Below are 12,619 nucleotides of genomic sequence, written 5' to 3'. Positions count from 1 at the left end.
GTAAAACACGAATTAAAAACTACCAGGAAGGAAGTTACAGCAGCCAGACAGGAATTAAAAATCACCAAGCAGGAAGTTAATGCCGCTAAACAGGAAGTTAATGCCGCCAAGCAGGAAGTGGATGCTGCTAAACAGGAAGTGGATGCCGCTAAACAGGAAGTTAATGCCGCCAAGCAGGAAGTTAATGCCGCTAAACAGGAAGCAAATGCCGCTAAACAGGAAGCAACAGCTGCCAATGAAAGAGCTGAAAACGAAGCTAAGGCCAGAATCAAGGCTGAAAATGCTAAAGCACAATCGGATGCCAGAATTGCTAAACTTGAGGCCATAATTGAAGAACTTAAAAATAAGAACAATTAGCACATAACTTTAAATAAGGCTTCTTATGTAATTGCAATATGCAATTACCATAAGAAGCCTATACTGTTTAACAAAGCTTAAATGCTATATTTGTATTATTATTTTTTATTCAGACATATCAACAGATGTTCCTCCTACTGACGAATCCGAGCCGCCACTTGTTGAAACATCAACGGATATCTCAGGAAAATCTCCTGATGCCTCGGTATTATCCGCAATCTCATCCGGGTCAGGATTTTCTTTCTTATCATCATCTTCCCATAAAGAATCGTATTTCTTCCTGTCCTTTTCTCTTAATTTCAAAAGCATTGCTGCTGATTTTGCTGCCTGATACAGCTTATCTGAATACTCCATAAGCTTTTTTTCATCTTTATATGGTACTTTACCGCCTGTTGCTATACGCCTTGCAACTTCAAGAATCTTTCCGTATTCGGCCGCCAGACCTGTTTCAGGGTCAGATATCTGCCTGTTTACTTCTGCATTTGCTACATTACAATGCTGTTCGGCAAGATTATCAAGAATATCCTGATTCTTCAGAAACTTATCCTCTGTTTCTTTCAATGTAAGTTCAAGCGATGCAGCTTCATCACTATATGCAGAATCGCCTGTAAGTTCCGCCATTTTTTTTGCCTTATCACGTTGACTTGTTAGTGTTTTTTTCTGTTCTACCAGTGCACTCCTGTTTGCCAGATAGATTTTTTGTGCTTCAATAATTTTCATCTTTTCACATCCTTGTTCTAATGATAAATTAACACATAGTTACATTAATAAATACTTTATAGTAATATTATGTTATTTATATCGGATGTCAGTTTAAATTTTATAACTAATCTATTAAATATTTTAAAAACCTTTTTTAATCCACCCAGCTTCATTATACCCCTGCACTTTTCTTTAATACTGCTGATGAAACAAGAACTGACATAAACATAAGACAAACATACAACCCTGCCATATCATCATATCCTGTAACCGGCGAATCTGTCATACTATTTTTTATTTCTCCTATACCTGCATCAACACCGCTTTCTGCTGTATCACTACTGTCCTGACCTGCACCACTTTTTTCTTTTTTAAGAATAACATATGTTGAAAATCTATTCGTTTCAAATGATATAGTACCTTCATTTGCAGTTGTGTCAAGCTTTGTAATCTCTCCGTTATGATTTCTTATAACAATATAATCATAATTTTCATCATAATCATCTATTGACACATTAAGCGTAACAGGCTTTTCAAATTCCGTCACATCAGATACCCATGCACTTCCATTTCCTTTACTCACAAGCTGCTGTAAAGTAAAATCAACAGCAGATACATAAACCGATCCTTCTGCCACAGCCTGCTCTTTTTGCGAATCATATGAGGTATTATCTGACACTGTAAGTGCAAGATTACCGCTTGCCACAGCATTTTCACCATTGGAAATGCTTACAGATTTGACTGTATTTCCCTTATCAATCTTAATCTCGTCCGATGCCTTTTCAAATAATCCTTTAAGATGAATATTTGAATCTCCCATTACAAATGTGAATGTTGACACATTATCATCATCAGGCGTCAATTTTTCGCCCCCATTTAACGTAAGTCCCGCTACCTGCCAGCCATAATCAGGTATAAGCTTTATCGTTACCTTTCTACCTGTTTCAACCGCAATATGCCCGCCTTTTTCATCTCCGGGATTATTGGCAAATGGAATATCATGAAAATCATTTACGCCCTCTATTGCTGTAATTTGGGCACATCCATGTTCAAGCCATGCATCTTCTCCATATGTTTTCTCATCATATGCCCAGCTTACCGTAAGTACATTTTTATCAATCTGAATACTATATGTTCTCTTTTGTGTAAGCGTCTGTGCATTACTTATGCCTGTATCAAACATATTAAAATCCGTCATAAGCATATACTTGTCTTTATTTAATGTTATGTAAATACTTACAGACGAAACCTCTGCATTAAGGCTGTATACACCATTATTGTCTGATGCAGCCTGTGCAAGCGTTTTATACTCTGTATCACCTTGTGCTTTCACATAGACTTCAAACGAATTATCCTGTGCTTTCATTTCCTCATATGACGAAACCACTCCCTCAAATCTGAACGATATAGCTGTATTTTCTTCAGATGCTGCTATTCCTTTTGCTGGTATAAACTGCATTGTAAAAACAAGTCCCAGTATCAGCACTGTAAACCATGATATATATTTTTTTGAATTTTTCATGTATATCCTCCTTTTTTCTGCATAAAAATGTCGTATATGATACCAATTTAATATCACATACGACATTTTTTTGTAAGTTGACATATGTCTCAAATACACAAATCATCCATTTTCTACTGAATTCCAGGCATAATAATACTGAATAAGACCCACACGTTTATTTGTATTTGTTTTCTGATTGATACTGCTTATATGTCTGTATAAAGCCGCTCTTGATATAAAAAGTGACTCTGCTATATCCTGAACATCCTTATCTGAAAAAAGAAGTGCATGTAAAACTTCTTTCTCTCTTTCTGTAAGCGAATAACATTCACAAAACAGTTCAAATTTCTTTTCCGGACTTATTATTTCTTCTTGAATCTCATCTGTCTGTTCATCACTCTCTACCTGTTTTTGTGGATAATACTGATTAAGGTATATAAAAATAACAATACTTATAAGCACAAACAATATAACAGAAACAACAGTTATAACCATATTACTTCCCGAAGTGAGAAGTTTTACTGATACAGCAGATGTAATAACTGCACACAGATTATTTACTGCACGCCCAAGTCCTGCCCAGAATTCAGGATTTTTCATTTTATATGATAAACTCATAAATGATGCTGTAAAAAATACAGCAAAAAATCCTGCTGATATATAAAATATAACAAGCCCTGCAATAAAAATCCCACCGAAATTAATTATGACTATGCATAATGTTGATATAAGAGTTATACAATACATAATCATGCTCATATAACGTCCATTATGTATATCAAATAAAAATCCTGCACAAAGACCACTCAATGCAAGAAGTATTCTCGGAAGCTGCCCTATGTCAACACTTCCCTGTGCATGAACAAGTGTTACCGCATTATCAAGAGATACAAATATACATGACATAAGTGCAACCATAATAACAAGAAGCATACCTGTAAGCATTTTATTTTTAATCAAATATCCATCCGCACTGTCATATTTATCCACATTATCTTTCTCTTCTGCAAATTTTTTACGATATATAATAAGCCATATAAGGCTGACAGCCAACACTATTATAACCGCTTTTTGTGCGATTTCTTTTTTTATAATATTATTGTTGATAAATTGTAAAAATACACCTGCCGCATATGCAATTCCAACATATGATGATATTTGTGAACTTCCCCTTAAAATAACAGATGAATAATAAATCGCTGCACTTCCTGTTATTCCAAGTAATACAAAAAATATACATCCTATAATAATCATTATTTCATATGACGAATGTCCTGAAATAACAGCAACCGATACAGCTGCAATTATTGAAGCCACAATTCCAGCCACATATTCCAGGTATCCTTTCAGATAACGATTTATAAACGGAAACAATACAAAACCCAAAACACTGGCACCAAGTATATAATTTTGTACAAGAACAACTCCATCTGAATCCACAAGATTCATCATCATATTATCAAATAAATATTCTGTTCCTAAAAATACAAAATTAAATAAAGTGAGAATTGCTGTTACATATATTTTTTTATTTTTCATATTTATGTCATTCCTCTTAAAACTATTGCATGTTTTATTTTTCTTTTTCAGGTATCTGTGCAATTATAACTGCCGCAAACACAAGCACACATCCAACAGCCTCTCTTATGCTTAACACTTCATGCAGAATCAGCCATCCGGCAAGCACTGCAAACACTGATTCAAGACTCATAACTATAGATGCAACCGCCGGTTTTGTATATTTCTGTCCTATTATCTGCAATGTATATGCAATTCCATTGGACATAACACCTGCGTATAATATTGGAACTGCTGCTTTTACAATATTTCCTATATCGGGTTTCTCAAAAACTAATGCCAGAATAAGTGATATTACGGCACATGTTGCAAATTGTATACATGACAGTTTTATTCCGTCTTCAGACGAAAAATGTTCTACCGCAAATATATGGCACATAAAACACACCGCACATAAAAGCAGGCAGATGTCCGCCGCATATATACCTGAAAACCCACCTTTCATGCATAAAAGGTACATTCCGCTTATACATCCAATAACAGACAATACAATTACAGGACGTATTTTTTTCTCAATAAGTGCTGTCAACACAGCAACCATAACAACATATGTTGCCGTCAAAAATCCGGCTCTTCCGGATGCTGCCACTCCCTTAGGATATATGCTTATTCCATATTGCTGTAACGACATTGCAGCACATAATACGCAGCCACATATAATTCCGCCTGTTATCGGCCATTTTATTTTAAACCCATATTCATCTAATCTTACTTCCTGTTTTACATTCTTATTTGCCGACAGATGTACAACCATTATCACTATTACAAGAAATGCCGCTCCTACAAAGGAACGGCTTGCATTGAACGTAAATGTACCAACATTCTGAGAACCGCTTGTTTGTGCAACAAAAGCAGTTCCCCAGATAAAAGCTGCCAGCAGTAAAATCAAGCTTCCTTTAATATTCTTCACTGCATCCTCTTTTCTACATTTCTTTCTTTTTTGAATTAATAGAGGTTATATATTTAATTCCTATAAGTGTTCCAATCATAAGAACGATTCCTATTATAAGCGGAATTACCGGACTTTGAATAAATCCTGCAAGTATATAAGTCATGCATGATATAACCGCAACAACCATAACATACGGAAGCTGTGTGGATACATGATTCATGTGATTACACTGTGCTCCAGCCGATGCCATAATGGTTGTATCGGAAATAGGTGAACAATGATCTCCGCATACAGCACCAGCCATACATGCAGATATTGATATAATCATCATTGTATGATTTATTCCTGAAAATGTTCCTACAACAATAGGTATGAGAATACCAAATGTTCCCCATGACGTACCTGTCGCAAATGCGAGTAACGCACCAATTATAAATATAATTGCCGGGAACAGCGAAAGCCATGGACCTGATATATTTTCAACTAATGATGCAACATATTCTTTTGCACCAAGACTGTCTGTCATTGACTTTAATGTCCATGCAAATACAAGAATAAGAATTGCCGGAACCATCGCTTTAAATCCTTCAGGAATACAATTACAGCACTCTGTAAAACCCAGTACTCTTCTGACAGAATAAAATGCTATTGTTATTATAAGTGCAAAAAAGCTGCCAAGCATAAGTCCCATTGAAGCATCACTTCCTGAAAATGCTTCAATAAATCCTGTTCCGCTAAAAAATCCTCCTGTATAAATCATCCCGATTACACAGCATATTATTAATGTCACAATAGGGAAAATTAAATCTATAACTTTTCCTCTTCCCTTTATCACATCCTGCGATACATTCTCATATGGTCTGTCACCCGTTGTATAAAGGTCTCCATTTACAGCATTAGCCTCATGCTCTGCCATAGGGCCAAAATCAACCTTTAATATTACAAATGTAAGCATCGCAACTATTGTGAGCAACGCGTAATAATTATACGGAATTGCATTGATAAATATTGAAAATCCGTCTTCCCCCGGAACAAATCCGGTAACCGCTGCTGCCCATGAAGATATAGGTGCTATGATACATACAGGTGCTGCCGTTGCGTCAATAAGATATGCAAGCTTTGCCCTTGATACATTATGTTTATCTGTTATAGGTCGCATTACGCTTCCAACAGTAAGACAGTTAAAATAATCATCTATAAATATCAGCACACCAAGAAGTATAGATGCAAGCTGTGCTCCTATTCTTGTTTTAATATGTTTTCCTGCCCATTCACCAAATGCAGCAGAACCGCCAGCCCTGTTCATCATGCTTACCATAATTCCCAGTACAACAAGAAATACAAGAATTCCTACATTATACGAATCCGTAAGAACTCCAAGAATCCCGTCATCAAATATATGAAGAACAGATTTTTCCAGGCTGAATCCCGTCTGGAAAAGATTCCCATAAAATAAACCACCCATAACAATTCCAATAAATAAAGAACTGTAAACTTCTTTTGTTATAAGTGCAAGTATAATAGCCACAAGTGGCGGAATCAAAGCCCAGAATGTGGCATACATATTAGGTAAATATTCTACGATTTCGTTCATGAAATCTCCTTTCAACATTTGTTAATCTGACAGCTATTATACAGGACTGCAATACTGTTTTTCAAGTACCGGAATCATTTTTAATATCTGTATAATGAGTGGAATTACCATAATAAACCATACTATCGGCTCTGCAACAATAACACCAGCATATCCGAGCCACGGAACAAGCGTCGCGGCAATTATAATTTTCCCAACCATTTCCAGAGAACTTGATACAAGCGGTATTATATGTTCACCAAGCCCCTGCATTGCATTTCTTAGTATGCATATAAATGCTGTAACAAAATAAAATACCGTATCAAATTTAAGATAATTCACCGCATTTCTTATTACATTTTCATTATTGCTTCCTGTAACAAGATATATAAGCCAGTCTCCGATTGTATAACTTGCTATTACTGTAAGCACACACCATGAACATGTATATATAAGAGCGGATTTTATTCCTGTTTTAACGCGGTCAATTCTTCCGGCTCCCATATTCTGACCGCAATAAGTAGCCATTGTCTGCCCAAATACAGTAAACATTATCATAAACATCTCTGATATTTTTCTTGCCGCAGTATGTGCAACAATTATATCCTGTCCAAGCTTGTTAATTGCAGTCTGAAGTGTCAGCGAACCGATATTTACAAGTGAACTCATAAATCCCATTGAAAGACCTGAGCCCAGCATATTTCTTACAAGATTACCATCAAGAGATGTAAAATCACTCTTTGTAAGACGCAGTATCTCATATTTTTTAAACATATAAACAAAACATATTACAAATGCAATAATCTGTGCAAGCACCGTTGCTATCGCAGCTCCACGCACGCCGGACTTTAATACTACAACAAAAAATAAATCTCCGGTAATATTAAGAGCAACCGATACAAGAAGTATTATAAGCGGCGTTATTGTATCACCCAGTGACCTTAAAACAGCTGCACATGAATCATAAAGAAATGTTGCCGTCATTCCGGCAATTATAATAAATATGTATGCACCCGCTTCACCATATAGATTATGCGGTACATTTAAAAATCCCAAAAGTGTATTTTTAAATATCATTCCAAGAACAGTAAGCACTATTGATATTCCTGTTCCAAGAAGTATCGATGCCGCAAAAGATTTTTTCATTCCCTTTATATCTTTCGCACCAAATCTTTGTGCAGTTATAATTGCAAATCCGTTGGCAAGTCCAAGCAGAAATCCTATAATAAGATTACTTACTGTACTTGTCGAGCCAACAGCTGCAAGTGCATCTTCACCAAGAAAAGAACCTACAATCCTTGTATCTGCAAGACTGTACGTAAGCTGTAACAGATTTGCAAGAAAAATAGGAAACGCAAAAGATAAAATAAGCGAAGATGGTTTGCCTTTTGTCAAATCTTTCATATATTCAATTCTCCTATACTTCTAATTCTATGACTATAGTCATGTCAGTTTTTATCGCAATATTCTTTTATTGTCGCAAGAAGTTTATCAAAATCAAGCGGTTTTGCCATGTGAACATTCATTCCCGCTGCAAGGCTCTGCTCAACATCATCATGAAAGGCATTAGCACTCATTGCTATCATAGCAACTGTTTTTGCATCCGGTCTGTCCATTTTTCTTATATTTTTTGCTGCTTCAAGTCCACCCATTACAGGCATCATAACATCCATGAGAACAACCTTGTACTCTCCATATTGCGATGTTTCAAATATTTTAACAGCTTCTTCCCCATTGACAGCCGGCATAACCTGTGCACCGGCTCCTTCTATTATAAATCTTGCAATTTCCATATTAAGCTCATTATCTTCAGCAATAATAATTTTATTTCCATCAAGCCTGATTTTTTCATCTACAGCTATTTCCTGTTGTCTGCTTTCATATGAATCATCTATCTCAAAAGGTATTTTTACATAAAATGTTGTTCCATATCCCTGTCTGCTGATAAATTCGATAGTTCCTCCCATCTGGACAGTGAGCTTTTTTGATATTGCAAGACCCAGACCTGTTCCTGCATATGTTGTGCGTACCCTGGTTTTTTCCTGTGCGAATGGTTCAAATGCTTTTTTCTGAAAATCTTCACTCATTCCCTGTCCATTATCAGTACATACAAACTCAAACATTATATTTTTTTCATCTATCCTGTTTTCTGTGCAGCTGACCCTTACATATCCTCCACGCTTATTATACTTTACAGCATTAGATACAATATTTTGAAGTATCTGTTTTATATGAAGTGAACTTCCTATAAGATGGTCATTTTCTATATTAAGCGGAGCTTTTATATAATCCACGCCACTTTCATTTGCCTGCATTTCTATGACACTGTCAACCTCCATCAGTAGTTTTGAAAGACAGAATGGCTCTTTTGTAAGAACTATCTCACCTGATTCAAGCTTATTCATATCCAGAACATCATTAACCAATTCAAGTAAAAATCCTGATGCCGCCATTATCTTATCAAGACATTCTTCCGCTTTCTTTCTATCATTCAAATAAAAACGGCATATTTCAACCATTCCTCTTATACCATTAATAGGGGTTCTTATATCATGACTCATACGCCTAAGGAAATCAGTTTTGGCAACGTTAGCCTTTTCTGCCTGCTGTGCAGCTGCCTTTAACTGATGCTGGTATTTTAACTCCCGAAGCTTTTCTTCTGTAATATCACGAAAAAGCATGAGAATAGCAGCTATATGCCCATTTTTGTCATAACTTTGCGGAACAACTGCAATCATATACCATCTGCTGTTAATATTTTCAACAGTATATTCAAGATAACGGCTCTGCTCCAGACGTGTCATAAGTGTATTAATATCTGCAAACTTTCTGAAAGAATCTCTTTGAGACGGAATAATCCGGTTACTTGTATAGTCTTCAAGCATCTGTTTTACGTTATGTTTCTGGTCAAAAATATAATCGAGCTTTTCTGGAATTTTTATAAGTTCCCACTGGTCATTCTTAATATCGATAAGAATAAGTGCAGAATATATGCTGCTTATCGACTTGATTATACGAAACTGCTTGTCAAGCTGTCTTGTGTTTATATAAAGTATATGCTGCCTTATTGCCATAGCAAGAACAAGCATTGTTATGTATGCACCCGTACAGAATATAACCGCTTTTGTACGGTCACTGTAAATTGATGATGATGGAAAAAATACATATATTCCATATCTTCCATATATCATCCTGCTGCCATACCACTCAGACTGTGACAAACCAAACTTTACCATTTTGTTGCCACCATCATTCCAGTCTCCAAAAAAAACATCTTGATATTCGCTTAAAGTCTTCCCCTGATATTCTTCAATATTACAATTAACAATTTTATCATCACACGATATAAAAACAATTCCATCATTTTCAAATGTAAAATCCGTTATAAGTGATTCCATTGTTATATCACCATTGTTTTCAAATCCCGGCTGTTTCTTTTCATATGCAATGACAATTCCACCTTTATCTCTTCTAGAAACGGCTGCCATATCATATTCACCATCATCAAGTTCAATTCTTGTCATGTATGATTTCAATGGGTATTCTATAATCTGTGTAATAACATTATTATCGATATTAGCACTGTCAGAAATCTTTTTCCACCATATGTCCGAATCCTCAGTAAAATATTCACACTTCATATCCGAATCAAATATACATATTCCTCCGAGTCTCTGTTCATAAACATAATCCTCGAAAAAACTTTCATCATATACTTCTTTGTCAAGGCATCTGGCTGCTTCTGTCGTTTTATCAAGCAGTCTGTACAAACTCTTTACTTTGTCATTTTCTTTATAATCTTCATATCTTAAAATTCTTGCCTTTGCAAAAAGAAGCGTTTTGTCTGCTGCTTTTTCTGTCCTGCGTACACCATACACTGTAAAAAGACCATATACCGCAAATATCAGAAACAATCCTATAAATGTCACAGTATATACCATCTTAACGCTTATTTCATCTTTTTTTATAGCTCTCATTTAATTATCCCCCATAGATATATCTGCGTTAATTCCATATGATTCAGCAATTTTTTTAATCGTTCCATCATCAATCATCTGCTTTAATATATCATTAAGTATATCCGGAATATCATCACACCTTCCCTTTTTAAATGCAACTCCAAGTTCGGATTTATATAATGTCTCATCAAGAATAATAAACTGCTGCGGGTTAGTATCAACAAATCTTTTAATTGCAACCTCATGTCCTGCCGCAGCATCTATATATCCTTTTCTCAGACTCGCATACAATTCACTCATTGTAGACATGCTGTAAACAGCAGAAACTCCCTGAATTCTATCATCTTCACCACTTAATATAATATGTTCCGGTTTTGATGTTGACTGCACTGCAATTCTTTTACCCTTTAAATCAGCAAATGAATTGATTCCTCTGTCTTTCCTTGCAACAACAACCTGACGGCTGTACATATATGGTCCCGCCCATCTGTAATCATCAGTTCTTCCGCTCATTGTAAAACTTCCCCACAGACAATCAATCTCATTACTGTCAAGAAAGCTATCCTTCCTGTCCCATGTAATCTGCTTAAAAACAGGTGTTATCCCCAGCCTGCGCACGCCTCCTTTGCAATATCCACATCAATACCAACATTTTCACCAGACTCATCAATGTAATTATATGGTTCATAATTGTCACTCCCGATTACAAGACTGACAGCACTTATTCCTGACGATTCTTCAGCTTTAATCATATCATCTTCATCTGTATCATTGCTTTCCGAACATCCTGTTAAAAGCAGTATACAAACCATCATTAATACCAAAATATACTCACATGTCTTCTTAAAAATATCTCCTCGCATACATCTCTCCCCATTCTTTATAACCGTATCAATTAATTTACTGTATATTTATTATACAGCAAATATCATAAATTACAATTACAATTTTTATCTGTATGTTTTATTTTTTAAAAAACACAATACGCTTAATATTATTAACTATATTATGGCATACACAAAATTATGGTGCAAAAAAAGAAGACAGAATACGACGCCGCATACTAAGTACCGTCATCACAACTTCTGTCTTCTGTATTATAATAAGCTCCCTGCAGCTATATTTGCAAGTCCGCTCATGATGATATCATAGACATTTATTATTATTTACAAGACAAAAAAATTTAAAAATGATACATTTGGGGACGTCTGTCACGAAACAGCCCCCAGCTCACTCTCAAATCACGGTTTTCATCTAAATCCGACTCGCCATATACTATTTCTTCTTTATCACGTGAAGCCTGCATAACAATTTCTCCTGTGGAATCCGTGACAAATGAAGAACCATAAAATACAAGTGAAGATTTCTGTCTGCCATTTTCATCTGATGGCTCTACACACTCCTCTCCAATTCTGTTAGCAGCGACAACAGGAATTACATTGCAGGCTGCATGTCCCTGCATACATCTTCTCCAGTGTGGCATACTGTCAACTTCAAGAATCGGCTCAGAACCTATCGCTGTTGGATAAAATAATATTTCCGCTCCCTGAACAGCCATTCCTCTCGCAGTTTCCGGAAACCACTGGTCCCAGCATATTCCGACTCCTATTTTACCATATCTTGTATCCCACACCTTAAATCCTGTATCTCCCGGTGTAAAATAAAACTTTTCCTGATAATAATGGTCATCCGGAATATGTGTTTTTCTGTAAATTCCAAGAACACTCCCGTCTGCATCGATAACTGCCGTCGTATTATAAAAAACATTTACATCTTTTTCATAAAAACTTATCGGAAGCACAACTTCAAGTTCAGCCGCAACTTTTTTAAAATGATTAACCGCTTCATCTTCTTCTAAACTGCGTGCGTATAAATAATAATCATAATTTCTTTCCTGACAGAAATATTGTCTTTCAAAAAGCTCTGGCAGAAGAATAATCTTTGCTCCTTCTGATGCTGCTTTGCGAACCATTTTATCCGCTTTTGCGATATTTTCTTCTACAGATTTTGTGCATTGCATCTGGATGCCTGCGTATTTTACTTTTCGCATTTTA

11 protein-coding genes are annotated in these 12,619 nt (G+C 35.8%); 1 reads left to right on the top strand and 10 read right to left on the bottom strand.

Annotated elements, in window-relative coordinates:
- Window positions 1-357, top strand: a 357-nt coding sequence (locus WMO38_RS12730) for a hypothetical protein (RefSeq protein WP_349162958.1), incomplete at its 5' end; no start/stop codon positions are given.
- A gap of 105 nt (window positions 358-462) precedes the next feature.
- On the opposite strand, the gene WMO38_RS12725 is transcribed toward WMO38_RS12730, so the two are convergent.
- From WMO38_RS12725 to aguB, 10 genes are all read right to left on the bottom strand, one after another.
- The gene (locus tag WMO38_RS12725; protein ID WP_021865894.1) at window positions 463-1,077 is read right to left on the bottom strand and encodes a hypothetical protein; all 615 of its coding nucleotides are present in this window, start codon (window positions 1,075-1,077) and stop codon (window positions 463-465) included.
- 154 nt (window positions 1,078-1,231) lie between these two features.
- Window positions 1,232-2,581 (bottom strand): hypothetical protein, encoded by a 1,350-nt coding sequence (locus WMO38_RS12720; RefSeq protein WP_349162957.1) that lies wholly within the window; start codon window positions 2,579-2,581, stop codon window positions 1,232-1,234.
- A 102-nt stretch (window positions 2,582-2,683) separates the two neighbouring features.
- A complete protein-coding gene (locus WMO38_RS12715; protein ID WP_349162956.1) occupies window positions 2,684-4,102 on the bottom strand; it encodes a LuxR C-terminal-related transcriptional regulator in 1,419 nt (472 codons plus the stop codon).
- A 34-nt stretch (window positions 4,103-4,136) separates the two neighbouring features.
- Window positions 4,137-5,051 carry a DMT family transporter gene (locus WMO38_RS12710; protein WP_349162955.1) on the bottom strand — a complete coding sequence of 305 codons (915 nt, stop codon included), beginning with the start codon at window positions 5,049-5,051 and terminating at the stop codon, window positions 4,137-4,139.
- Between the two features lie 13 nt (window positions 5,052-5,064).
- Window positions 5,065-6,627 carry a Na+/H+ antiporter NhaC family protein gene (locus tag WMO38_RS12705; protein ID WP_349162954.1) on the bottom strand — a complete coding sequence of 521 codons (1,563 nt, stop codon included), beginning with the start codon at window positions 6,625-6,627 and terminating at the stop codon, window positions 5,065-5,067.
- A 36-nt stretch (window positions 6,628-6,663) separates the two neighbouring features.
- Window positions 6,664-8,010 (bottom strand): MATE family efflux transporter, encoded by a 1,347-nt coding sequence (locus WMO38_RS12700; protein WP_349162953.1) that lies wholly within the window; start codon window positions 8,008-8,010, stop codon window positions 6,664-6,666.
- Between the two features lie 44 nt (window positions 8,011-8,054).
- Window positions 8,055-10,583 carry an ATP-binding protein gene (locus WMO38_RS12695; protein WP_349162952.1) on the bottom strand — a complete coding sequence of 843 codons (2,529 nt, stop codon included), beginning with the start codon at window positions 10,581-10,583 and terminating at the stop codon, window positions 8,055-8,057.
- Window positions 10,584-11,183, bottom strand: coding sequence for a substrate-binding periplasmic protein (locus WMO38_RS12690; protein WP_349162951.1), 600 nt, complete (start codon window positions 11,181-11,183; stop codon window positions 10,584-10,586). It lies immediately after the preceding gene.
- Window positions 11,165-11,428 carry a transporter substrate-binding domain-containing protein gene (locus WMO38_RS15305; RefSeq protein ID WP_349162950.1) on the bottom strand — a complete coding sequence of 88 codons (264 nt, stop codon included), beginning with the start codon at window positions 11,426-11,428 and terminating at the stop codon, window positions 11,165-11,167. The genes WMO38_RS12690 and WMO38_RS15305 overlap by 19 nt, the downstream gene beginning before the upstream one ends.
- A 320-nt stretch (window positions 11,429-11,748) precedes the next feature.
- Window positions 11,749-12,615: an N-carbamoylputrescine amidase gene (aguB, locus tag WMO38_RS12680; RefSeq protein WP_349162949.1), complete on the bottom strand. Its 867-nt coding sequence runs from the start codon at window positions 12,613-12,615 to the stop codon at window positions 11,749-11,751.
- Window positions 12,616-12,619 lie beyond the last annotated feature (4 nt).

The sequence above is a fragment of the Lachnospira hominis (ex Hitch et al. 2025) genome, from assembly GCF_040096395.1.
Taxonomy (GTDB): domain Bacteria; phylum Bacillota; class Clostridia; order Lachnospirales; family Lachnospiraceae; genus Lachnospira; species Lachnospira hominis.
The sequence above is the reverse complement of the archived record's forward strand: the minus strand, read 5'-3'. Positions and strand labels throughout refer to the sequence as shown.

Bases quoted from the DNA above. Each gene is read 5' to 3' on its own strand.
- WMO38_RS12695 (WP_349162952.1), bottom strand. From the start codon at position 10,583: ATGAGAGCTATAAAAAAAGATGAAATAAGCGTTAAGATGGTATATACT.
- WMO38_RS15305 (WP_349162950.1), bottom strand. From the start codon at position 11,428: ATGCGAGGAGATATTTTTAAGAAGACATGTGAGTATATTTTGGTATTA.
- WMO38_RS12700 (WP_349162953.1), bottom strand. From the start codon at position 8,010: ATGAAAGATTTGACAAAAGGCAAACCATCTTCGCTTATTTTATCTTTT.
- WMO38_RS12705 (WP_349162954.1), bottom strand. From the start codon at position 6,627: ATGAACGAAATCGTAGAATATTTACCTAATATGTATGCCACATTCTGG.
- WMO38_RS12720 (WP_349162957.1), bottom strand. From the start codon at position 2,581: ATGAAAAATTCAAAAAAATATATATCATGGTTTACAGTGCTGATACTG.
- WMO38_RS12725 (WP_021865894.1), bottom strand. From the start codon at position 1,077: ATGAAAATTATTGAAGCACAAAAAATCTATCTGGCAAACAGGAGTGCA.
- WMO38_RS12715 (WP_349162956.1), bottom strand. From the start codon at position 4,102: ATGAAAAATAAAAAAATATATGTAACAGCAATTCTCACTTTATTTAAT.
- aguB (WP_349162949.1), bottom strand. From the start codon at position 12,615: ATGCGAAAAGTAAAATACGCAGGCATCCAGATGCAATGCACAAAATCT.